Raw genomic sequence first — 22,649 nt, forward strand, 5'->3', positions numbered from 1 at the left:
TACCTCATTCCACATGTTTTTTAATTCATACACATCATTATGACCCCTATCATTAAAGAATAACTTTATAACTATTCTCTTTTTTCTTCCCAAAGAATTATTACATATATTAAACATTTTACCGTTGCTATAACCGCTTTAATTAATATAATAAATTAATCATTCTATTTAAAAAGTACTAAATCTATTACATTCTTATTTAAAAAGATGAGGTGATTTATATTCAAGATAATAATGAAATTAGAAAAAAAGAAATAATGTCAATGGCCCTTGACATTATTTTCCCTTACAGGCTTACTGGACCTACGGGGCCTACTGGAAGTACTGGGCTTACCGGGAGTACTGGATTTACTGGAAGTACTGGGCCTACCGGGAGTACTGGGCCTACCGGAAGTACTGGACCTACCGGGAGTACTGGTTCAATCGTTACAACAAACTCTATGTTCGCTAATAATACATCAGGTGGTTCTGTTTCAGTCGTATTAGGAGGAACAAACATTCCACTTGCAAATAACCAAAGTCTCGGTAATTTTACAGTTAACGCTTCAAATGACGTATTTACAATTCCTGTAACTGGAAGATATCATTTAACCTATCAAGTTAATACGACAACCGCTCTACTTGCTGGAACTAGACTACTATTAAACGCTTCTACGCCAATTCCTGGCTCTATTTTTTCTCCCACTTTATCTACTTCAAATTATAGTAATAACTTAATTACTAATTTAAATGCTGGTAATACAATCTCACTACAATTATTTGGTATATTATCCGTCGTGAATTTAGTTGGAGGCGGATCAACAGGTGCCTCTCTTACAATTATACGAATTGATTAAAAAATGATTCATTCTTTTTATAATAAACAATCTAAATACTCAATTGATAAATATTACGATAGTGATTAAGTAATAAAAATAAATTTTACTATATCCATAGTAGAAAACATCTATACTAAATTTTCCGTATATATATTATCAATTTACACTTCACCCATGTCGATGTTACATTAAAGATGAAGATTGTTTCTTCTTTACAGACCATCTCAATATGTATTTGAGGAACATCTCCAATCCTATACGCGAGAGCAATACTATATTGACACTCAATTGAGTGTCTTTTTTTATATTCAAAAAAACAAAACCATCTCTTATAGATGGTTTTAACAATACACATTTACTTTTACTCTTTATATTATTGCCAGCTTATAAAGCTGGATAATAAATAGTCATACTTAACCGAGTTAATGTTCTTCCTGAATTAGTATAAGTATGCGGTCTATCCGCCTTAAAGCGAATTGAGTCTCCATTATTTAACGTATATTGACAATCATTTATGTCAATTGTCAATTCCCCTTCAAATACCGTTATAAACTCTTCTGTTCCTTCTTTATGCGCTTCTGAACTTAATTTCCCTTCTGTATCAATTTCAACCATATAGATTTCAAAGTTCCTATCATCTCGAAAAGGAAATGAGGGATACACCTTATATCTCCCATTGTCCTCAGACAATACTTGAACATCATTTCGTAAAACTACTTTCGTATCAGGCTGCGGATTATCGATTAAAGAGGTAAAGGATACTTTCAAACCATTAGCAATTTTCCATATTGTTGTTAGTGTCGGGCTTGAATCTCCTCTTTCTATTTGTCCAATCATTGTTTTACTTACACCTGTTAATTGAGAGACCTTTTCTAAACTTAATTTTTCTTTTTCACGTATTGATTTTAAATTTTTTGCCAGAATAAGTTGAATTTCTTCCATAAAAAACACTCCTACACTGTATACAATATAACGACCGTTATGTATAATAAAAAGCACACGTTATACTGTTCTTTTTGGTCATTATAACATACAAAAAATCAGGAGGTTTTGAAATGCCTATATTTTCTTTTTTGTTATTTGTATTTATAAGTAGCTTCACACCTGGTCCTAACAATTTCTTAGCTATGACATACGCAAATCAACACGGATTAAAGAGAAGCATAAACTTTTGTTTTGGAGTAGCATTCGGTTTTTTCATCCTCACTTCTTTATGCAGTTTCTTTAATATTGTATTAATTAATATTATCCCTATAATTGAATTTCCTTTAAAAATTTTAGGTGTCGCGTATATGCTATATTTAGCCTTTAAAATAATTACTAGTAAAGGCGGTGCCGGTCACAATGAAAAAAATAATAAAAACTTATTTACAGTGGGTATTTTCCTTCAATTTATTAACCCTAAAGGAATATTATTCGGACTCACAGTAGTCTCTACTTTTATACTCCCTTACTACAATTCATATTCAAGTTTTCTACTTTTCTCATTATTTCTAGGTATAGTCGGTTTACTGAGTACATTTAGTTGGAGCCTTTTTGGTTCCATGTTCCAAAAATTATTAGTAAAACATCACCAATTATTCAACATCATTATGGCTGTTTTATTAGTTTTCAGTGCGGTTTCAATCATTATACACTAATTCGATGCTCATTTTAGATTTTGTACTTTTTAATACCACCCTTTATCAATCAGACTACTTTATATACTAATCCATCCACATACCCTATGTGGTTTAAAACTTTTAAGAGGAAACCTTCTAACAATAGGTTTCCTTCCATATCATATTAAATAAGAAGCAGGTTAAATACGGAGGTGATTTTGATTAAGACTACTTTAATTTCTCATTTTTACAATGAAGAATATTTACTTCCATGGTGGTTAATGCACCATACAAAGCTATTTGATCATGGCATTCTTATTAATCGTGGATCCACTGATCGTTCAGTTGAAATCTGTAAAACATTCGCTCCTAATTGGGAAATACGAAACTCAAAATCACTCGAATTTGATGCTTATTTAGTTGATCAAGAAGTTATGGAAATTGAAAGAGAAATTACAGGATGGAAAATGGTATTGAATACGACAGAATTCCTGTGCTGTTATAATAAAGAACAATTTTTTAAATCACTTAGCACTATGGACGGCAATATGTTTTCAATAAGAATGATTATGATGATTGATGAACCGACTTATGGCTACACTAATCCAAGATATAGCTCTCCGCTTGTTAAACAACGTTATCACGGCATAATAATTCAACCTAATCCAAATCAACTATATCTTAACGGTAGATTAATTCACAATAATTCGCACGGGAACTATAGAGTCGGGAGACATGGTTCGCATTATCCTTATAGCATTTACATGGAACCTGCTTTTATTTTTAAATTTTTTTATAGTCCATGGAACGATGCGATGAAAAAACGAAAATTACAAATTGGGCCGACTCTTTCTCAACATAGTGTACGACGCGGATTAGGTTCTCATCACTTAACAACAATTGAAAAATTAGAAAAAAAATACAAATACTATGCAACCTTAACTACGGATCTCCGGTTATTCCCAGAATACCAAATTATATTTCCTGATCTTTGTCCTTAATGTCATGAATATTTAGTTTCGACATCCATCCGTTTTTTATTAACATACCAACTCCAACTAAATACTTTTCTCTAGTAGAAATCTGAGCTAGAACTCTTGCTGCACGCAGATTCCTCTTATTTAATCTCGTATCACTAGCCTATAATCTTTCATACCATTTCATTGAGCACCTGATGTTGGATTAGAAATAAAAAATGGTAATTCATTTGGAAAATTTTCAATTTCAGATTATATACCTTCTAAAACAAAGAATTCAAACAATAGAACCTAAACTAATGTTTTAAGTTATAGCTTTATTTTTTCTTATTATTCACTTTAAAATCTTTTTATAATAATATTGAAAAATACGGTATAATATAAGTTACTGTTCTTTAGGGGGATCACAATGGCTGATAAGTATAAATTTTTCATTCTTTTCTTTAATAAAAGATTTTCGCAACACTTCAAAAAGTTTCTTTTGGGGTAGTTTTATCATTCTTACAAGCTTCATGATACTATTAATACATGCTCTAGATTTAACTCAAATACTTTTTTATCCAAAGCAAATTGCGCTTGAATTTATTACAATACCACGTAAATTATTTCTACCATCTGTCACTGAGGCTGCCAGTTTCCCTCCAACACTAAGATAATAATTTGATTAAGAGCTCTTTCTAAAAGAGCTCTCTTTTTTAACATAAACATACCATATACAAAATCCAACCTTAACCACTTAATTACTTATAAGAACCTAACTTATAAAACGCATAATAATTATACTTATTTACTAGTATACAAGCCGTATCTCTTAGTAGAAGCACAGCATAATATACGATACAGGACAAAACTTTCAAAAAACTTGTCTAAGTTAATTCTCAAAAAGGGGTGAATATAAATGCCTATCGTTAAACCTTTTATAGCCGGAAGACGATTTGTAAGTACAGCCGCAACAGGAACTGCTGCTGGTGCAGATTTAACTTTTGCTAACACAGACTTCACTGATGACACTGGTGCTGTAACAACATTCCCTGCTTCTTATGCCTTTTTAACACTTTATATTAATGGTGTTATTCAAACAGGTGATACTATTACTGGTGTGACTACTACAGCTGCTACTATTGTAGGAGGAGCAGTCCTAGATGGAGGCACTCCTATCGCAATTGAATTTACTATAACGTAAATTTAGTTGTCTTTTTAGAGGTTTCATTGAAAGAAACCTCTAATTTTAAAAAATTCACATCAATTTTAGTAGCAACTACATAATACAGTGCACATACTAGATAGAATGATAGAATTTTATACTCACTCTCAAAAAGAGCACTTATCTATAGCGATCTTTTATATAGCGCAATAATTTTTCGCCTATTTGCTCTTGGAGAACCGACTAAGCAGTTAGTTAAATTAGCTAACTGCTTTTTCCATATAGTATTTATTATTATTCATAGCTTTATCCGTAATAGTAATGCTTGTGCACTATCTACTATAAATTTTCATATATTGTATTATGCTTGTCCAAAATGTGAAGTTAATACTCACGAAATCTAAATACAAGAAAGGAGTGAAAATATGCGCTCATCCATTCGTAAATTCACTAATTTTAATTGTGAAGCACAAGCACCTAGTACACTACCTGCCCTAGGTTTTGCCTTCAATGCTACTTCACCTCAATTTGCAACATTATTTACACCACTACTATTACCTAGTACAGGCCCAAATCCTAACATTACTGTCCCTGTAATCAATGATACAATTAGTACTGGAACTGGTATTAAAATTCAGGTAGCTGGTATTTATCAAATTAGCTATACATTAACGATTAGTCTTGATAACGTTCCAGTAGCCCCAGAAGCAGCACGCTTTTTCTTGACATTAAATTCATCGACTAATGTTATTGCAGGATCCGGAACCGCAGTCCGTTCTAATATTATCGGAACTGGTGAAGTCGATGTATCAAGTGGCGTCATTCTAATTAACTTAAACCCAGGTGATTTAATTCAAATTGTCCCCGTTGAAGTAATAGGTACAGTAGATATTCGTTCTGCAGCGTTAACAGTTGCGCAAATTCGTTAATAAAGTGAAACTTTAATCAGCCCTCACCAATCGGGCTTTTACAGGCAGTCCAGCCCCCACCTAACTTCTTTGCTTCTGCTGAATTTTGAGGTGGGGTCTTACTACCCGGCAAATAGCAGGATAAAAACAAAAGACTTGGCTAATTAACATTTATTGTTCCTTATACACAATATCTTTTTATGGATTTGACACACATTTATATTAAACAAGCATATTTTATTGTATGACTATATAGTCATACAAATCTAAAGCGTTCATAAAAGCACACTTATATGTGTGCTTTATTTTTCATTAAAACCTACAACATTCTCAAACAATATCCATATATTATCTTGATTCCTCTCTAAATATATATTTTGTCTCAGAGCGCTTTTAACAGCGTTCTTTTTATTTAAATTCCGATTTTTAAGGTTCGATTTTATGATTTACGTTATACACATGCTACGCTATTTTTGAAACAAGGTATACATCCAAAGACTGTAATTGAACACTTCAGTTATAAAGATATGTTCATAATATTAAATCGCTATTCACATGTTTTGCCTGGAATGCAGGAGGATGCTGTTAAAATATGTAGTGAAAGACCATTTGAATAGTAATATTTAAAAATATAAAAAATGCGGTTTCTCCTCTCAAGAGAAACCGCAACATATCAATGCTTTTACTATATTTTAAACTGACTCGTATACAGATCAAAATAAAACCCTCTATCTTCCATGAGAGACTCATGATCCCCTCTTTCTAAAATTCTTCCATCCTTTATAACAAGGATTTGATCTGCTTTTTCAATTGTTTTAAGTCGGTGCGCGATCACAAAACTTGTGCGACCTCTCATTAAATTATTTAGTCCTGCTTGTATTTGTAATTCTGTTCTTGTGTCAATATTAGATGTCGCTTCATCTAGAATTAATATATCTGCATCTGCTAAAATTGCTCGTGCAATCGCAAGAAGTTGTTTTTGTCCTTGACTTAAATTCGATCCTTCTGAAGCAATTTCTGTTTCATATTGATTTGGCAAATGCTTAATAAAAGAATGTGCAGATGCTGCCTTAGCTGCAGTGATAACTTCTTCATCAGTAGCATCTAAGCGTCCATAACGGATATTATCCATAATTGAACCAGCAAATAAATACGTATCCTGTAAAACTACTCCAATTTTACTTCTTAAAGAATTAATATCATAATCTTTTATATCTTTTCCATCAATATGAATTTGTCCTTGCTGTATATCGTAAAAGCGAGTTAACAAATTAATGATTGTTGTTTTCCCTGATCCAGTCGGACCAACTAAAGCAATTGTCTCTCCTGGCTGCGCTTTAAGACTCACTTCTTTTAAAATTGTTTTATTTTCTGCGTAGCCAAATGAAACATTCTCAAGTGCAACATGCCCTTGTAAATTTTGTACAACAAATGCGTCTTTTTTGTTTTGAATTTCTGGTACCTCATCCATAATCTCAAAAACACGTTCTCCACCAGCAACTGCCGCTTGAATTGTATTCATTAAAGTCGCAAATTGACTTAGCGGTCTTGAGAATTGACGAGAATAATTAATAAAAGCCGCAATAACTCCTACTGTTGTCATTCCGTTTAAAACCATAACTGATCCAGTCCCAATGACAAGCCCCATACCTAAGTTATTAATAAAGTTCATACTTGGAAAAATAAAAGCTGAAAATGTATCAGCCTTCGTAGCTGAAACTCTTAGCTGTTCATTAATTTTATTGAAATTTTGTACAGTTTCTTTTTCTTTTCCGTACAACGTTGTAACATCCGCACCTGTAATTGCTTCCTCAATAAATCCATTTAATTCACCTAAATCTTTTTGACGCTTCGCAAAGTTTTTACCACTATATGCAACTAGTTTTTTTGTAACGTAAAACATAATAGGTACTGTAATTAAAGTTACAATTGCTAAAATCCAATTTAAAGCGAACATCGCAATCGTTACACCTATAAAAGTTAACGCTGATGAAATAATTTGTACAACACTTTGTGTCAAAGCTTGATTCAAATTATCTATATCATTTGTCACACGGCTCATTAAATCACCTTGGGAACGCACATCAAAGAACCGTAAAGAAAGCGTTTGGATTTTCTCAAAAATATCTTGTCGTATTTTTTGAATTGTTTTTAATGCAACGTTAATCATGACAAATGTTTGTAACCATGTTAACAGTACAGTTACACCGTAAATTGCGATAAGTAACATACACATTCTTGCTGTACCACTTAAATCTTTCGGTACAATATATTGATCTATAATGACTCCCATAAAATAGGGACCTAATAATCCAAGTAAAGTAGTAACAACGACTAGAAATATAACAAACATTAGAGCAGCTTTTTGGTAGCCCATATAGTTCCATATCCGCATTACAGTTCCTTGAGCATTTTTAGCTTTCCCCATCTTTGGCGTGTTTCGTCCACCTTTATTAGCAAATTGCCCTTGAAAATTACGCATGTTCTTCCCCACCTTCTTTATGAAAATTACCACCTTGGGAAAGATAAATTTCCTGATAAACCTCACTTCGTTCTAACAATTGTTCATGTGTACCATTGCCAACTAATTCACCATTATCTAATACAAGTATTTTATCCGCATCCATTATGGAAGAAATTTTGGACGCGATTAATAAAGTCGTTGAGCCTTTATATTTTGTTTTTAAAGCTGTTTGAATAGTAGCCTCTGATTTTGCATCAACTGCTGATGTAGAATCATCTAATATGAGAATCGGTGGTTTTCTCACAAGTGCCCTTGCAATTGATACACGTTGTTTTTGTCCACCTGATAGATTTGTCGCACCTTGTGTTAAATTATATTGATAAGATTCTTCCAGCTTATTGATAAACTCAGTCGCACAAGCTGATGCAGCTGCTACTTCCAGCTCATTATGTGTTGCATTTTCTTTACCATAACGTAAATTCTCTTCTATACTACCTGAGAACAACAAAGCCTTCTGAGGTACAAACCCTATTGAAGCACGGAGTTTTTGCAAATCATATGTTTTAACATCTATTCCATCTATACATATTTCACCTTGATCCACATCATATAGACGTGGTAACAGTTTCGCTAAGGTAGATTTACCACTTCCAGTTGATCCAATAATCCCTACTTTTTCACCTTTTTGTATGCTAAACGAAATATCTTTTAAAACGTATTCATTATTTTTCGTATAGCTATAACTAACATTTTTAAATTCGATATTCCCCTCGATTTTCTCAGGTTCGATTGCATTAGCTGCGCTTATAATATTAACCTCGGTATTTAACACTTGCTGTACACGATCCGCAGATGGAAAAGCTCGCGCAATTTGAATAAATACCATGCTAATCGACATAAGTGACATTAAAATGATATTCAAGTAATTAATAAATGCCAAAATCGCTCCTACTTGAAGCGTTCCATTGAATACTTTTTCTCCACCAATCCATAATGTTGCGACAATCCCGCCACTTACAACTAGCATAATGATTGGCATCATTAAAGAAATAAGCTGCACAGCTCGAATATTTATCTTCGTTAAATTTGTATTTACACTTCCAAATTGAGCGATTTCATATTTTTGTCTTACATACGCTTTTATAACACGTACACCAGATAAATTTTCTTGTAGCTTTGTATTCACTTTGTCCAATGCCTCTTGCACCTTTTTAAATGTACCACTTGCTTTACTTGCAATTAAAATAATCGCAAGTAATAAAATCGGAACAACTACAAGTAATATTGAAAATAACTCTCTTGCTGTTACAAAAACAATAATTATACTTCCGATAAATAACAGCGGACCACGAACGAGAACACGTAATGTCATCGTCATTGCTGATTGAATGGAAGTGATATCATTCGTCACGATCGTTAATAATTTACCTGTTCCAAATGAATCACGATTATTACTAGAAAATGTTTCTATTTTCGCAAACACATCTTTTCTTATGTCAGTAGCGAAATTAACAGCTGCTTTTGTAGAATACATCATACACCCAAGCCCTCCAACTAAACCGAGTGCTGCTGCTCCTATCATAAGAAGCCCCATTTTTATTACATAATTTAAATCCCGATTTGCAATCCCAACATCAATGATATGTTGCATAATAGTCGGTTGAATTAAGTCCATCGCAACCTCAAGTACCATAAATAGCGGTCCAATAATAGCGAAGAACATGTATGGTTTTAAATACTGTAATAACTTACGAAATGATTTCATACATAGTCTCCTTTTCCCATGAAATTACCACTGAATAATTCATATCCCTCCTTATTTAAGCGATATTTTTTGTAATTTCTTCATTACTTCTATTATATTATGTAAATTAATATTTAACATTATTAAATGATAAGTATTAATGACTTTCTGGTCAATACATATGCTTTATATTATGTAAATACAAAAACCGCATTCTTAATGAAAAGAATACGGTTTTTCATCTATAATTCTTCAATTGTAAAATTTAAAAACTCAGTCTCAAATCCCTTATTTTTAGAAGGACTACACGTGTAAAAACCTATTTTAATAGGCTCATTTCCTATATCCTCCATTAAATGAGCGATTCTTATTTGTTCCCATTGATGGCTCTTTTTCACATATATTGTATAATCACCGCGTTTTCGAATAATTCGAAAACGAAGTTGTTGCTTAGCTGCTTCAGTTGGATAATCTTGCGTTGACCAATCAGAATATCCATTATTCGTTACGACAGCACCTAAGTGAGATGGCCCTTCGGGGATATATTCTAAAGATGTTTTTAGCCAACAGTTCTCCGAAATCATAACAAAAAGACCTGCTTGATCGAATTTTGAATTTGGATTCATACGTAACTGAACTTCAGCTTGAAAGTCTGTCATCATCTCATTATAAAATACATGACCATTCATTACTTCAAAACCATAATGTGTTTTAAGCCAAAAATCAGTTTCTGCTTTCGAACGGACAATAAACGCATGATTATCATTAATTTTATAGTATTCAGGTACATTCATTATAGTGAGTTGCTCAATATGTTCTGGTATATACGATATATTCATAGCTCCTCCATAATAAAGCATTTATATAGACATTTAAAACTCCGCTAATACTGGGAATTTATAACCTTTAAAATCTAACTCTTTATCACTTCGAACCATTAAATACTTGCTAGACTGTACTTCTGTAAACTGTACTTCCTCAACCCCTAATTGATCCGGAGAAAAATAAAATTCGATTTCCGTAAACCTTTCATTGATTTCTCCACATAATTCATCTAAAACCGGAAGTACTGGCGCAAATACTCCAAATAATTTCAACTTTTCATTTTCTACTTCATAAACGATTAGAGCATCTAGTTTCTCTGAATAATACAATTTCTCATTCCATTCCGAATCATACATATTCAAATAAAATGAAGGATGGAAGTTTAAAGTTGAAAAACTATTTGAAAGTCTTTGGCTACTATCAATAGTTTCATGTATTAACTGTCTATTCTCTATATTATAGTAATCTAACTTTTTAAGTAGTGAATCGTTATTATTAATATTTTTATCATATGGTATAGTCATCAAATATTCCTGCACAACTTTAAATCCAAATGCTGTATATAGTTCAGGGTTTTCCGTAAACAATAATGCACATTCACATTTCTTATCGATTTCTTCTATCATTTTACCCATTAATTGTGTCATTAACCCTTGTCTACGAAAATTAGGGTGTGTCATTACTGATTGAATACCCGCCGCATTTATTTTTTCACCATTAATTAATAATGGGAGTGAAAATGCCGCAACATTTGCAATCACTTTATCTTCTTGTAAAAACGATAAAGCTTTATATGTATCATCCCAATATCCTTTATCCGAAAAATCATTCAATGTTTGAGTTTTAATTCCAAACACTTCTTCAAATAAAGGAAATAACTGTTCTCTTTTCGGTTCTTCTATTAGAAGACTTGCCAATTTTTCAACATTCCCCATGTTGTACCTCCAAATGTTAAATTCCATTAAATTAGATATACTTATATGACCTACTCTTAAAAATAGAGGTCTTACCAATCAATATACTATCATAAAACATAAAAAAAAAGTCTAATTAATTTTATGTTTTGACTATTTGAAAATAAGTCGAATAAAAAAATATTAAGATTTTCGGATATTAATTAGTTTATTTTATAAAAATAGCGCTTTCTAATTAGCTTTTACTAATAGAAATACACTATTTATAATAAAATATTTTTATTCTTTTATCCCTTCAAGTCTTTCCTTCGTATTAATTTCTTCTCCACGTATACGCTTTTCAAAAGACTTTCTCCAACTATTTGAAAGTGCATTTACTTCTAATATCCTTTTTACCCCTTCAATATTTTGTTTTTCCTTATGCATGATACGATTAGCAAACGCTACTGAAACACCTTTTGGATCAGACTGTAGTTTTTTTAAGGTATCGACTGATGATACCCATCCTTCTTTTAATACACGAAAATAAAATCCTGTATATCCTGTTTCTTGAAAATATAGTGGTAACTTTGGAATATTATATTTTTTTGCTAATTTAAAACAAGGTTGCCTTGGCTGTGTTACCTGTACGATTGCCTGTCCTAGCTCAAACGTATCACCAATACAAACATCCTCTTCGCGCATACCACTAACTGTTATATTTTCTCCGAAAGCCCCATATACAAAATCTTGATTCAATTCTTTTTTCCAATATGGATAGTGATCACCAGTATAAACACAAACTGCTTTATCTACTCCTCCATGATGAACTAAGTCAGCTTGTCCATCCCCATTAAATTTTACAAAGGATAAATATACCGGTTCCTTTACTTGTTTCTTATTTATGCCTGTATGAATTACTTTTCCGCCGTATGTAACCTCTTTTGGTAATCCTATATTTAAAGATAATAATTGATATTCATTAGCCATTCTATTTCCTCCTTTACAGGTGTTACATGTATTTTCTCTCGATTAATTTTTACAAACCTCTCTGTTATATAAAGATGATTATAAAACCTCTAAAACCATTGTTCAATTCAATTATTTATATAATAATGATAGGTATAACCTATTATTATACTTGAGGTGATTCCAATCGAATTACGACAACTTGAATACTTTTTAGCTGTTTCAAAAGAATTACATTTCACAAAAGCAGCTGAAAAATTAAATATTTCACAGCCTTCTCTAAGTCAACAAATACGTGCATTAGAGCATGAAGTAGGAATGCCACTTTTCGATCGAATTGGTAAAAAAATATCATTAACTGAAGCAGGGAAGATTTTATTATCACATAGTAAAACCATTTTTCATGAAGTCGAACAAGCTCGTTCAGCTATTCAAGACCTAAACGGATTACAGCAAGGTTCCTTAACAATAGGGGCTTTGTTAACCGTCGTAAATTATTTACTACCACCAGCTATTTTAAATTTTAATAATTTATATCCTAATATAGAGCTTTCTGTATTAGGGCTTCGTACAGGAGATATTCGTGAAAAATTATTACGAAACGAACTAGATATTGGAATTATATTTCTCCCGGTGCAAGATAAAGAGATTATCTCCATCCCTCTATACAAAAGCGATCTTACATTGGTCGTGCCCACTGGTCATCGATTAGCTGAACGTAATCATGTATCTATTGCTGAATTACAGAACTACCCTTTAATTCTTTTACCTAAAAATTTCTTTTTAACCGAACTAATTACATCTCATTGTCAAAAGTTAAACTTTAAACCAAGGCCAATTTTAGAAATTAGTACGATGGAATCTTTAATCCAAATGGTTTCCAAAGGAATGGGAATTACAGTGTTACCCAAACCATATATAGACTTTTTACAAAATAAAAACATTCAAGCTATTAAAATAGAAAACCCTACTCCAATAATTGAAATAGGGCTAATTTATAGAAAAGATAAATATATGTGTGCTGCAACTCGAGAATTTATTGAGCAACTAAAAATCACAGTACGTTCTTTCCAAAACTAAACAAAAGAGATTATCCTATGAAACCGTTTCACAACAATTTAGTAGAATAATCTCTTTTCAAAACAAAGTAAACATTATATTTAACTCTTATAAACTTTAATGTACCTTTTTAGATATTGGAATATATTTAGTAAAATATGCACCAACTAGCCATAATACAATTGAAAATAACCATGTAAAAGCACCGCCAAAATGAAACCAATATGCAAACATATTTAAGATTGCAAGTGAAAAGAAGCAAATAGAAGTTACCGCACTTTTCAATCCTTTTATCCCAGACTTTTTTCTCTTTTGATAAGCAATATACATCGCAATAACAAGAAAAAAGATAAGAACAAATGGTAACATAACTTTTAGTATTGATAATCCCTCCAGTATAAATGCACTCTTTACATCACCATCTTATCCCATTTATCTTTTAGGTATCAATTCATTCTTATCTTCCTTCCAAAAGTCAGTATAAGTTTTATTTTTAAAGTTCACGTTCACCTCAGAAAACGGCATATTTCCTCCAACTTTCAATGAATACCAGTCGTTTAAAAGTGGTGATCCGAAACAAATCTTCATTGTACGATCATGTAAATCGAATAATACAGAATGTAAAGTTCCAAACCATTCTTCATAGTTATGCACAGTAAGTCCAGCAGGATATTCTTCTTCTACTAACTTTTTTAAAGACTCTATGCTTACTTGTTCACATCTATTTAAATGCTCATGTAAAAGGTGATATCTTTTTGTTGATTGTTCTAATTTCCTATTATTTAATTTCTGAATTGATGAACTAACTGCATGGTTTGTTGATACAATAAAAGCTTGTTTTTCACCATCAATCGTTATTGTGGATTCATGACCGTCAAATATTTCAATATATGCTGCATTTAAAGGATCAGCTATTATTAAATTAATATTACTAGCAATTGGGATTTCTTCTATTAGTAACTTAGCTTCCTGCACATTTTTACATTTCTCCAACAACAATCGAATTACCGCAAAACATTGTAAACCACTCACCATTGGCTTTCTTAAACCTGCAATATTTCCTACTGGTTGACCACATGCTGAAAATGTAACAGCTAATCCATGTTCGTTTATCCCTTCTGTTCGACCAAAATATTGAGTAGAAAAACCACTATGTGCATACGCACCTTCAACATGCGTCGAACAAAAACGCATATCATCTATTATTGGTGACAAATCATAATTCCTTAATACATATGTGTGCTCTAAATCGGTCTTTTTAGGTAATACTGCACAATGACTACAACCTGCTTTCAATAGTGTTTGATAGTAATACATCATATTTTTTGAAGGAATTTTTAACACTTCACAAAACCCCTCAATTTCTTCATTTATGCCTGGACAATGTTTGTTTAGTATATTTCTCGATTCTGTCCAATGGTTATTAGATATTACATTTTCTTCGTGTATAAATTGCGGGATGAGATACGGATTTTGTTTCACGAATTCCCCTTGTTGCTTTCCAATCTCATAATAACTTCCTTTTAATGATGAAAAATACCCCTTTACTTGATACATCAAACTCCCCCTCACATTGGATATATCCATATCTTACCAAATGGATCTCATTCATCCTTGATGTTTTTTACTATCTTTCTTTAACACCATCCCATTTTAATATCTCCACTAATAATTATTTACTAGACAATTAAAGTTTTGTTAATATTGCTGTAATAGCTTTATTTCAAAATAAAGTAGTTTGGATATCAAATGAGCAAAATACTTTGTTAAACCCACTTATAAGCAATCATCTAATTCATGAAATCAAAAAACTTATTTATCAAAATAAAAGGAGAATTTATGTATGAGTAGTTGCAAACCAATTGATAAATTAACTATTGAGGACCTAAAACAAAACCCCATTTGGGAATGGGCAATAGATGAAGAGGAAAACGAAGAACATGACGAAACATGGGTAAAACCAGCGGCAACTACTAATTTTACAGAAGAATTAAACGGTTCAATCGTACTAGGCGAATTATTCTTACATAATGGTGAAAAATTCCCTATGATGTGTGAAATTGATATTGAAGGTGACGAGGCCGTAATTCGTTCTGTTGTTTATTATAAGGAAGCAAAAAATGAGTATATTGCTATAGAAGATATTGTGAAAACGGTCGAAATGCCGTTATCGATTATTATTAATCTTACAATTCATGCAGAATCCAAAACCTTACGCTTCACTGCACATAAAGTAGATATTTATAAAAATTCAATAACGACTAATTTTAATTAAAGTTGGCCGAAATAAAGAAAACAATTATGAAATACAAACTGGGGAATCATTAACGATTCCCTAGTTTTTTAAACTATATTAAAGTATCCCCTTTTCCACTAAAGTCTCTGCAATTTGAACTGAATTCCAAGCCGCACCTTTTAATAGGTTATCGGAAACAATCCAGAGGTGGAATCCGTTTGGCGTATCAGGATCTTTACGTATTCTTCCGACAAATGTATCTATTTTCCCTTCTGCATATAATGGCATTGGATACAGCTGTTCACTAGGGTTATCCTGCAAAATAACACCTGGTGCATCCATTAGTATTTCCTTGATTTCCGCAACGCTGGCTTCTTTTTCCAGTTCTATATAAACCGATTCTGAATGCCCCGATACAACTGGAACACGTACACAAGTAGCTGCCATTTTCAGGTTTTCATCTTCTAATATTTTCTTCGTTTCTTGAATCATTTTGACTTCTTCAAAAGTAAAATCATTGTCTGTAAATATATCTACTTGAGGCAGTACATTAAATGCTATTGGATAATGTTTTTTATCTTTTTTCACCGGTAATATATCACTCTTCACTTCTTCACCTGCAAGTATAGACTTAGCCTGCTCTCGTAATTCATGAATCGCATGAATGCCAGAACCCGATACAGCTTGATATGTTGAAACGATAATTCTTTCTAAACCGAATGATTTTCGAATCGGCTGAAGTGCTGTTACCATCTGTAGTGCTGAACAATTTGGAACTGCAATGATACCTTTATGCTGTTTTAAAGTGTGCGCATTCACTTCCGGAACAACGAGCGGTACACCTTGTGCCATTCGGTACTCACTTGTGTTATCAATTACAATCGCACCACTAGAAACTGCATGAGTTACAAATTGTCTAGATACTTCTCCCCCAGCGCTAAAAAAGGCAATATCTACACCTTCAAAGCTAGTTGTTTTTGCCTCTTGTATAATTATCTCTCGTCCTTTGAATCTTACTTTCTTACCAGCGGATCGTTTTGACGAAAGCAATGTAACTTCAACTATATTAAACTTCATTTCATTCTCTAACAGTTCAATAATTTTTTGCCCTACCGCACCTGTAGCCCCAACAACAGCTACATGATAGCCCTTTTTGATCATCTTTTCTCCTCCAATATTACCTGAATGAATATTTCTACAATTTCATTTTATACAGAATTTAATCATTTGGAAAATTAAAATACATGATATAATCATTCACAAATCATGATAATAAAAGAGGGATCGCTTATGGAAATGAGACATGTTAAAACATTTTGCGCCATTGTGAAGTATGGTAATTTTTCTAAAGCTGCGCACGCGCTAGGTTATGCGCAATCTACTGTTACAGCACATATGAAAGCTTTAGAGAACGATTTACATATTCCTCTTTTCGATCGGTTAGGGAAAAAAGTGCTACTTACAAAAGCCGGTCATCAATTTCATCCTTATGCATTAGAATTACTTTCAATATATGAAAAAGCGCAAGAAATCCCCCAAAATACAGATTATTTAGAAGGTACATTAAGTATTACATCTAATGAATCATTAGCAGTATACCGATTACCACAATTATTACGTACTTACAAACAGAAAAATCCGAAAGTAAATATCGTACTTGAAACAAACACAAATGAACAAGCATTACAAAAATTACGTGAAGGAGAAACAGACGTTGTCTTCATAATTGGAGAAAGTATAGAACATAATGATTTTATTACGCGTACTTTTAGTAATGAAACATTTGGATGGATTTTACCAGCTTATTCCGCTGCACATACAAATCCATTCCAGTTATTACAGGAAACCCAGTTCATTTTTACAGAACAAAGCTGCGGCTATAGGACAATGGTAGATCGTTTTTTACGTCAAAGCGGAAATATTCCAGCTAAAACATTTGAAACTTCCAATGTTGAAGTCATTAAACAATCCGTCATGTGTGAGTTAGGCATTTCAATTCTTCCTTATATCGTTGTACAGGAAAGTTGTCAAAAAGAACAACTATGTTTTCAGCCTATCGAAACTCCATCCGTTATTCAAAGTCATGTAATCTATCATAAATCCAGATGGATTTCCCCGGTGTTACAGTCGTTTCTTTCCTTACTTGAACGAGATTAAGATATTAAGAAGTACATTTAAAAAGAGTAATTGCCTAATAAGCAATTACTCTCTTACATTAATTAGTATATTATTTATTAGTCTGTCCGCCACCTGCAATTAATTTACTCCCTGAATATGTACCTTTGTTCATAAACACTTGATTAATTAATTCTTTTTGCTCAGCTTCCGACATTACTCCTTTTCCTTCTCCTAAATTCCCACTTTGTAATTTCCAAATCTTATTATGATCCCCATCAACTTTTTCATATTTTCCTTGTTTCCATCGTTCTAAAATTTCTACATATGTACTTCCCTGTACAAGATCATTACTCTTTACAATATCAATTAAGCTTTCAATCCGCTCTTGTGTAATAAAAATATAGCCCCACTTTTGATCAGCTTTCGCTTTTTGATGTGCCATTTCATGTAATGCTGTCTGTATGTTCTCATCTGTCCATTTAAAATTTTTATTAAAACCACTATTTGGCAATGAATAATTGCCATTTTCTAAAATCTTTGCATCTTCTGCTTTTACGTTACTATCAGCTAATACTTCTACTGCTGGAGCAGCTGGTGATGCCTTTTTCGCAGCTGGTTTACTATTATTTAAATAATGCAGCATACCATATGTTAAACCTACTCCGATTATCGCCATACCAGCTATAACACCTATTATTTTCAAAAATGTTTTCATCTCGCTTGTTTCCTCCCAAATATCTCTGTTCTGACTACCTAATTATTTCTTATATAAAAACTGTTCCTTCATTCAAAATATCGCATCCCCTATCATATTATTTATATATACTTCCTCATATTGTATTTCTTTTTCTTTAAAATTGAAAGATTATTCTGTTAAATAATGAAAATATTCTACAAATTTTTCCTTTATATTTATAAAGAAACAAAAAAACAACGAGCGCGTTCTACAACACTCGTTGTTTTTACTTTATGCACGATTTTCTTTTAACCACTTCGTAATAGCATCTAACTTCGAAACATCAAAACGTCTTTCTTCACACACGTTCAAATTTTGTGAGTTTCTCACTATTTCTAATTCATTATTTCTTACACTTTTCGCCTCAATTAATTTACAATACCCATCTGTAACAGTATTTAAATTTTCATAATAACGCTGAAACGATTTTGATATATGTAAATGTTTTTCAAAGTTTCTTCTTCTTTTCGTCTCATCAGATACTTTCCGCTTTCTAAGTTCTTCATCGTTCGTATATAAATAAAAATATTGATCCGGAAAGCCAATTTCCCTATTTATCATCTTTTCTTTATAAAAATTTTCTATTAAAGATAATGGCTGATTAAATATATCAAAATGAAAGCACCAATTATAACTAAGTGGTTGATATATATCCCCATCGAGTATTACTAATTCATATTGCTCTGACTTCTGAACAGCTATATTCCAGCGCTCAACTTGTTTTTCAAAATACCATGTTCTATGTTCATTTTTTGGCCTTTCAAATAAAGAATTCACTTCAGGTATTATATAAGCACCATAATTCTTTTCTAATTCACGGCACGTGGTACTTTTACCAACAGCGCTTGCTCCCTCAAATGCTATTATCCCCATAGTTTCCCCCTCTTTCATTAACTAAAATTTCGTTGTTTCGCTTTTCTTCCCCATAACTTTCTCCATAAAACAATTGAAGCGATAGTGAGCATGATTGTTGTAATGATACTACCTTCAATTCCGAACGTGCCTCCATGCAATGTTTCTGGTCCATTTGTTATAGACTTAAAAATTGGAGTAGAATATACAGTTGTGCCACTAACTGCAAAGCCATATACATTATATTGAGCCCAGTTCCAAATTGAGTGCCATGCACATATTCCCCACAGACCATCTTCTTTCAATACGTATAAAGCTGCGAAAACACCCACTAATATTATATTCGATATAGATAATATTGTAATTCCCGGATTAAGTAGATGAAGAAATCCAAATAAAAATGAAGTTACAATTATTCCAACCCATATACGACTTCTAACAGAAAGAACCGGGAATAACCAACCTCGTACAATAATTTCTTCCGTTGCCCCTTGTATTAAAAATGCAACTAGAGATCCTACTATTCCTACTATTACTGTTGAGGTAATATGTTGTACTTGCAATTTCACACTCCCCATTAATAATAGTAGAATAACTGGCGTTGAAATAAATAAAAACCCTATTAACGCACCTTTTAAATACTTTCTCATCCATTTCTCTTTCCAAAAGCCAATGGATGAAAAAGGTCTTTTTTCTACAAAACGAACCCATATAAATAAAATAAATATAGCTCCGCCAAACGTTAACACCATTCTAACATTGTCATAAATACCTTTCATGAATATCGTTTCAGCTTTCGGTAAAAATAACATAAATAACATAAAAAGTTCGCCTAAAGTCAAAAATATAATGGCTAATATTACAGCAAAGACTGGATGGACCTTTTTTCTCCCTGCTTTTGCTGCTTCAATTATTATAAATGAATTATTTTTCACTTTCTTTTCTCCTTTTATAGTATTTAACTACCAACAGTAAACAACCATATTTTACCACGGAAAATATATTATTAATATTTACTCTAAGTTTTTCTTACATGATTTTGCATAAATCCCAATTAGGAATAATATATAAATAAAAGAGGTGCCTTTGTGCCTTTACTATTATCACCTAGATTACTCAGTGGTATTACCAGCACTTGCTATTTCCCACCATTTGTTGTAAGATAGTAATTAAGGTCAATTTAACACTATATTTTCTTTGCATATTATCAAGTATCAATCAGGGACAGTTTGTACTCCTTATGGGTTTTTGATAATATGTGAAATTTTATTTTCATTCAAATAAGGCCGATCATATTGTAATTTTTCTACTTTTAGGAGGCATTACCATGACATTAACAGGTAAAGTAAAATGGTTTAACAGCGAAAAAGGTTTCGGTTTCATCGAAGTTGCAGACGGTAACGATGTATTCGTTCACTTCTCAGCTATCACTGGCGACGGCTTCAAGTCTCTTGACGAAGGTCAAGAAGTTAGCTTCGAAGTTGAAGAAGGTAACCGCGGACCTCAAGCTAAAAACGTTGTAAAGCTATAATTCAAACAATAAAAAGGTTGTTACCAGCAAGGTTAACAACCTTTTTAATATATAACTAAAATTTTTTACATAAAAGGAGTGGTTACATGTATCGCAATCGAAAGAACGATGTAGCAGAAGTACCACCAGAACAAACCCCTGTTTGGGAATGTGAATCAGAGGATTGTTTAGGATGGATGAGAAAGAACTTTTCATTTGAAGAAGAGCCTAAATGCCCTTTATGTAAAAGTAGCATGAAAAGCGGAGAACGTTTATTACCTAAATTAGGTTAATTTATAATAAAAAAAACCTCTTTTAATTAAGAGGTTTTTTTTATTATAAATTTATGTCCTCAATATCAGTTCGCACTATAGAATACAATAATGCATCGTGTTGCTTATTTCCTTGATGAATATATCCGCGCAATAGCCCTTCCTTTTGGAAGCCAATTTTAGATAACATTCTACAAGAAGTAACATTTTCAGGATATGTAATAGCTCCAATTCTAAACAAACCTAAATCTTTAAATCCATAATTAATAATTTCTCCAGCTGCTTCTGAAGCATAACCATTTCCCCAATAGCGAGGATGCAGATCATATCCAATCTCAGATCGTTTACTCCATAATTGTAAATTGTTTAGTCCAATTGTTCCTATTAAAACGTTCGTTTCTTTTAACACAATTCCCCATCGTATTGCCTTTTTCTCAAAGTAATTTTTTGAAAAAGATTCGATCATACGTGAAGCTTGTCCAAACTCCGTAAAAGAATTCATACCGTAGTAACACGTCACTTCATCCAATGAAAAGATTTCATATATTTTTTGACAATAAGATTGTTCTATTTCAACTAAACGTAAGCGTTCTGTTTCTAGTATAGGAAATGCCATAGGATCACTCCTTTCTCTCTACTCATTCATTATATCAGAAAAAATATGTATAATTAGTAAAGTCCTTATTGTTCCATAAATCAAACATTTCTAATGGCACATTCTCTCTTAATTCTATATACACGAATTAGATACCTTCTGATTGCACCTCAAACATGACGCTATAATTTCCATAAATCGAATTTTAAATTATCAAGAACTGTAAAGAAATTGTTTCTTCATTTTCTCCTTCTAAACAACCAACCTACCCCATACATTTATGGTAAAATATAGTTAATATATTATTTTATTGTGGAGGTGAAGATTTCCTATGTATATATTCATCGGCTTATCCCTCTTACTCATATTACTTATTTTTTTATTAGCAAAAAAATTCACACCAAACTCATTCATGATGACTAGCTTTAAAGGTAATAGCTTTAGGACATTTTCAATCGGTATTTTAATCGCTGCCATACTCTCACTTTCATATGGAACTTATCATGCGGTAACATATCAACCTAGTTATTTAGATATTAAATTAAAAAATCAAAACTATACTGTTTTCGGTAATGTAGGCGAATTCGGTTATTTCTCCGAAGAATTATTAAAAAAAGATACAGGAGTACAACTATATTTCGTCTCTTGGAAAACAATACAGTTAAAAAATCCGGTAATACTTATAGAATATCCTTCAGGAAAACAAGAAACATGGAAGCCAAATATCGTATCAATACCGGTAAATAAATTACAAGAAAAACATGATATAAAAGATATTTATCAACTATCACCGTATTCATTTAAAGAGTCTGGAGAAATAACATTAACAATAAAAGAAAACAATGTAAAAAACAATACAATTTCCATTCAAATAAAATAAATAAAAACTGTTCCTCCATTTTGCTGAAGGAACAGTTTTTATTTATTC

25 protein-coding genes are annotated in these 22,649 nt (G+C 32.2%); 12 read left to right on the plus strand and 13 right to left on the minus strand.

Annotation, left to right across the window (positions count from 1 at the left end):
- Window positions 1-212: 212 nt before the first annotated feature.
- The gene (locus tag MKY38_RS10275) at window positions 213-836 is read left to right on the plus strand and encodes a BclA C-terminal domain-containing protein (RefSeq protein WP_078385345.1); all 624 of its coding nucleotides are present in this window, start codon (window positions 213-215) and stop codon (window positions 834-836) included.
- Window positions 837-1,202: 366 nt separating this feature from the next.
- Here MKY38_RS10275 and MKY38_RS10280 read toward each other — a convergent pair whose 3' ends face one another.
- Complete coding sequence (locus MKY38_RS10280) at window positions 1,203-1,817, minus strand: helix-turn-helix domain-containing protein (RefSeq protein WP_137050368.1); 615 nt, start codon at window positions 1,815-1,817, stop codon at window positions 1,203-1,205.
- A gap of 56 nt (window positions 1,818-1,873) precedes the next feature.
- On the opposite strand from MKY38_RS10280, the gene MKY38_RS10285 reads away from it, so the two are divergent.
- From MKY38_RS10285 to exsF, 5 genes are all read left to right on the plus strand, one after another.
- Entirely contained in the window at window positions 1,874-2,458 is a 585-nt protein-coding gene (locus MKY38_RS10285) for a LysE family translocator (RefSeq protein WP_065223690.1), read from the plus strand.
- A gap of 179 nt (window positions 2,459-2,637) precedes the next feature.
- Window positions 2,638-3,420, plus strand: a complete 783-nt coding sequence (locus tag MKY38_RS10290) for a glycosyltransferase family 2 protein (protein ID WP_070180125.1) — start codon at window positions 2,638-2,640, stop codon at window positions 3,418-3,420.
- A gap of 389 nt (window positions 3,421-3,809) precedes the next feature.
- Entirely contained in the window at window positions 3,810-4,052 is a 243-nt protein-coding gene (locus MKY38_RS10295; RefSeq protein ID WP_137050369.1) for a hypothetical protein, read from the plus strand.
- 242 nt (window positions 4,053-4,294) lie between these two features.
- The gene (locus MKY38_RS10300; protein ID WP_001123247.1) at window positions 4,295-4,579 is read left to right on the plus strand and encodes a DUF4183 domain-containing protein; all 285 of its coding nucleotides are present in this window, start codon (window positions 4,295-4,297) and stop codon (window positions 4,577-4,579) included.
- 386 nt (window positions 4,580-4,965) lie between these two features.
- Window positions 4,966-5,469, plus strand: coding sequence for an exosporium protein ExsF (gene exsF / locus MKY38_RS10305; protein ID WP_001257881.1), 504 nt, complete (start codon window positions 4,966-4,968; stop codon window positions 5,467-5,469).
- 664 nt (window positions 5,470-6,133) lie between these two features.
- Here the strand turns inward: exsF and MKY38_RS10310 are convergent.
- From MKY38_RS10310 to MKY38_RS10330, 5 genes are all read right to left on the minus strand, one after another.
- On the minus strand, window positions 6,134-7,930 hold the full coding sequence (locus tag MKY38_RS10310; protein WP_065223688.1) for an ABC transporter ATP-binding protein: 1,797 nt from the start codon (window positions 7,928-7,930) through the stop codon (window positions 6,134-6,136).
- Complete coding sequence (locus tag MKY38_RS10315) at window positions 7,923-9,677, minus strand: ABC transporter ATP-binding protein (RefSeq protein WP_065223687.1); 1,755 nt, start codon at window positions 9,675-9,677, stop codon at window positions 7,923-7,925. The genes MKY38_RS10310 and MKY38_RS10315 overlap by 8 nt, the downstream gene beginning before the upstream one ends.
- A 221-nt stretch (window positions 9,678-9,898) precedes the next feature.
- A complete protein-coding gene (locus MKY38_RS10320; RefSeq protein WP_065223686.1) occupies window positions 9,899-10,495 on the minus strand; it encodes a DUF1349 domain-containing protein in 597 nt (198 codons plus the stop codon).
- A 33-nt stretch (window positions 10,496-10,528) separates the two neighbouring features.
- Complete coding sequence (locus MKY38_RS10325) at window positions 10,529-11,416, minus strand: GNAT family N-acetyltransferase (protein ID WP_070180122.1); 888 nt, start codon at window positions 11,414-11,416, stop codon at window positions 10,529-10,531.
- Between the two features lie 258 nt (window positions 11,417-11,674).
- Window positions 11,675-12,364 (minus strand): MOSC domain-containing protein, encoded by a 690-nt coding sequence (locus tag MKY38_RS10330; protein ID WP_114555636.1) that lies wholly within the window; start codon window positions 12,362-12,364, stop codon window positions 11,675-11,677.
- A 156-nt stretch (window positions 12,365-12,520) separates the two neighbouring features.
- Between MKY38_RS10330 and MKY38_RS10335 the strand changes: the two genes are divergently transcribed.
- On the plus strand, window positions 12,521-13,423 hold the full coding sequence (locus tag MKY38_RS10335; RefSeq protein WP_114555637.1) for a LysR substrate-binding domain-containing protein: 903 nt from the start codon (window positions 12,521-12,523) through the stop codon (window positions 13,421-13,423).
- A 96-nt stretch (window positions 13,424-13,519) separates the two neighbouring features.
- On the opposite strand, the gene MKY38_RS10340 is transcribed toward MKY38_RS10335, so the two are convergent.
- Together MKY38_RS10340 and MKY38_RS10345 are read right to left on the minus strand one after the other, a co-directional pair.
- Window positions 13,520-13,771: a hypothetical protein gene (locus tag MKY38_RS10340; protein ID WP_072938391.1), complete on the minus strand. Its 252-nt coding sequence runs from the start codon at window positions 13,769-13,771 to the stop codon at window positions 13,520-13,522.
- 63 nt (window positions 13,772-13,834) lie between these two features.
- Window positions 13,835-14,959, minus strand: a complete 1,125-nt coding sequence (locus tag MKY38_RS10345) for a C45 family autoproteolytic acyltransferase/hydolase (protein ID WP_065223682.1) — start codon at window positions 14,957-14,959, stop codon at window positions 13,835-13,837.
- 286 nt (window positions 14,960-15,245) lie between these two features.
- Here MKY38_RS10345 and MKY38_RS10350 point away from each other — a divergent pair, with 286 nt between their 5' ends.
- Window positions 15,246-15,677: a hypothetical protein gene (locus MKY38_RS10350; protein ID WP_000093107.1), complete on the plus strand. Its 432-nt coding sequence runs from the start codon at window positions 15,246-15,248 to the stop codon at window positions 15,675-15,677.
- Between the two features lie 78 nt (window positions 15,678-15,755).
- On the opposite strand, the gene MKY38_RS10355 is transcribed toward MKY38_RS10350, so the two are convergent.
- On the minus strand, window positions 15,756-16,799 hold the full coding sequence (locus MKY38_RS10355) for an aspartate-semialdehyde dehydrogenase (RefSeq protein ID WP_065223681.1): 1,044 nt from the start codon (window positions 16,797-16,799) through the stop codon (window positions 15,756-15,758).
- Window positions 16,800-16,928: 129 nt separating this feature from the next.
- Here MKY38_RS10355 and MKY38_RS10360 point away from each other — a divergent pair, with 129 nt between their 5' ends.
- A complete protein-coding gene (locus MKY38_RS10360; protein WP_000425898.1) occupies window positions 16,929-17,795 on the plus strand; it encodes a LysR family transcriptional regulator in 867 nt (288 codons plus the stop codon).
- 70 nt (window positions 17,796-17,865) lie between these two features.
- On the opposite strand, the gene MKY38_RS10365 is transcribed toward MKY38_RS10360, so the two are convergent.
- The 3 genes from MKY38_RS10365 to MKY38_RS10375 form a co-directional block, all read right to left on the minus strand.
- Window positions 17,866-18,471, minus strand: a complete 606-nt coding sequence (locus MKY38_RS10365; protein ID WP_065223680.1) for a PRK06770 family protein — start codon at window positions 18,469-18,471, stop codon at window positions 17,866-17,868.
- A gap of 252 nt (window positions 18,472-18,723) precedes the next feature.
- Window positions 18,724-19,383 carry an AAA family ATPase gene (locus MKY38_RS10370; protein ID WP_114555638.1) on the minus strand — a complete coding sequence of 220 codons (660 nt, stop codon included), beginning with the start codon at window positions 19,381-19,383 and terminating at the stop codon, window positions 18,724-18,726.
- On the minus strand, window positions 19,383-20,279 hold the full coding sequence (locus MKY38_RS10375) for a CPBP family intramembrane glutamic endopeptidase (protein WP_070180121.1): 897 nt from the start codon (window positions 20,277-20,279) through the stop codon (window positions 19,383-19,385). Before MKY38_RS10375 ends, MKY38_RS10370 begins: the two co-directional genes overlap by 1 nt.
- A gap of 392 nt (window positions 20,280-20,671) precedes the next feature.
- Between MKY38_RS10375 and cspD the strand changes: the two genes are divergently transcribed.
- On the plus strand, window positions 20,672-20,875 hold the full coding sequence (gene cspD / locus MKY38_RS10380) for a cold-shock protein CspD (protein WP_000176366.1): 204 nt from the start codon (window positions 20,672-20,674) through the stop codon (window positions 20,873-20,875).
- An 86-nt stretch (window positions 20,876-20,961) separates the two neighbouring features.
- Window positions 20,962-21,147 (plus strand): cold-shock protein, encoded by a 186-nt coding sequence (locus MKY38_RS10385; RefSeq protein WP_000286203.1) that lies wholly within the window; start codon window positions 20,962-20,964, stop codon window positions 21,145-21,147.
- 43 nt (window positions 21,148-21,190) lie between these two features.
- Here the strand turns inward: MKY38_RS10385 and MKY38_RS10390 are convergent, their stop codons facing one another.
- On the minus strand, window positions 21,191-21,742 hold the full coding sequence (locus MKY38_RS10390) for a GNAT family N-acetyltransferase (RefSeq protein WP_065223677.1): 552 nt from the start codon (window positions 21,740-21,742) through the stop codon (window positions 21,191-21,193).
- Window positions 21,743-22,052: 310 nt separating this feature from the next.
- On the opposite strand from MKY38_RS10390, the gene MKY38_RS10395 reads away from it, so the two are divergent.
- Window positions 22,053-22,601 (plus strand): hypothetical protein, encoded by a 549-nt coding sequence (locus tag MKY38_RS10395; protein ID WP_065223676.1) that lies wholly within the window; start codon window positions 22,053-22,055, stop codon window positions 22,599-22,601.
- Window positions 22,602-22,649 lie beyond the last annotated feature (48 nt).

Origin of the sequence: Bacillus sp. FSL R5-0585 (genome assembly GCF_038004545.1) — a bacterium.
Taxonomy (GTDB): Bacteria; Bacillota; Bacilli; order Bacillales; family Bacillaceae_G; genus Bacillus_A; species Bacillus_A cereus.

Excerpts from the sequence above, each read along its gene's own strand:
- MKY38_RS10285 (WP_065223690.1), top strand. The coding sequence starts at position 1,874 with ATGCCTATATTTTCTTTTTTGTTATTTGTATTTATAAGTAGCTTCACA.
- MKY38_RS10300 (WP_001123247.1), top strand. The coding sequence starts at position 4,295 with ATGCCTATCGTTAAACCTTTTATAGCCGGAAGACGATTTGTAAGTACA.
- exsF (WP_001257881.1), top strand. The coding sequence starts at position 4,966 with ATGCGCTCATCCATTCGTAAATTCACTAATTTTAATTGTGAAGCACAA.
- MKY38_RS10310 (WP_065223688.1), bottom strand. The coding sequence starts at position 7,930 with ATGCGTAATTTTCAAGGGCAATTTGCTAATAAAGGTGGACGAAACACG.
- MKY38_RS10315 (WP_065223687.1), bottom strand. The coding sequence starts at position 9,677 with ATGAAATCATTTCGTAAGTTATTACAGTATTTAAAACCATACATGTTC.
- MKY38_RS10320 (WP_065223686.1), bottom strand. The coding sequence starts at position 10,495 with ATGAATATATCGTATATACCAGAACATATTGAGCAACTCACTATAATG.
- MKY38_RS10325 (WP_070180122.1), bottom strand. The coding sequence starts at position 11,416 with ATGGGGAATGTTGAAAAATTGGCAAGTCTTCTAATAGAAGAACCGAAA.
- MKY38_RS10330 (WP_114555636.1), bottom strand. The coding sequence starts at position 12,364 with ATGGCTAATGAATATCAATTATTATCTTTAAATATAGGATTACCAAAA.
- MKY38_RS10340 (WP_072938391.1), bottom strand. The coding sequence starts at position 13,771 with ATGTTACCATTTGTTCTTATCTTTTTTCTTGTTATTGCGATGTATATT.
- MKY38_RS10345 (WP_065223682.1), bottom strand. The coding sequence starts at position 14,959 with ATGTATCAAGTAAAGGGGTATTTTTCATCATTAAAAGGAAGTTATTAT.
- MKY38_RS10350 (WP_000093107.1), top strand. The coding sequence starts at position 15,246 with ATGAGTAGTTGCAAACCAATTGATAAATTAACTATTGAGGACCTAAAA.
- MKY38_RS10355 (WP_065223681.1), bottom strand. The coding sequence starts at position 16,799 with ATGATCAAAAAGGGCTATCATGTAGCTGTTGTTGGGGCTACAGGTGCG.
- MKY38_RS10360 (WP_000425898.1), top strand. The coding sequence starts at position 16,929 with ATGGAAATGAGACATGTTAAAACATTTTGCGCCATTGTGAAGTATGGT.
- MKY38_RS10365 (WP_065223680.1), bottom strand. The coding sequence starts at position 18,471 with ATGAAAACATTTTTGAAAATAATAGGTGTTATAGCTGGTATGGCGATA.
- MKY38_RS10370 (WP_114555638.1), bottom strand. The coding sequence starts at position 19,383 with ATGAAAGAGGGGGAAACTATGGGGATAATAGCATTTGAGGGAGCAAGC.
- cspD (WP_000176366.1), top strand. The coding sequence starts at position 20,672 with ATGACATTAACAGGTAAAGTAAAATGGTTTAACAGCGAAAAAGGTTTC.
- MKY38_RS10385 (WP_000286203.1), top strand. The coding sequence starts at position 20,962 with ATGTATCGCAATCGAAAGAACGATGTAGCAGAAGTACCACCAGAACAA.
- MKY38_RS10390 (WP_065223677.1), bottom strand. The coding sequence starts at position 21,742 with ATGGCATTTCCTATACTAGAAACAGAACGCTTACGTTTAGTTGAAATA.
- MKY38_RS10395 (WP_065223676.1), top strand. The coding sequence starts at position 22,053 with ATGTATATATTCATCGGCTTATCCCTCTTACTCATATTACTTATTTTT.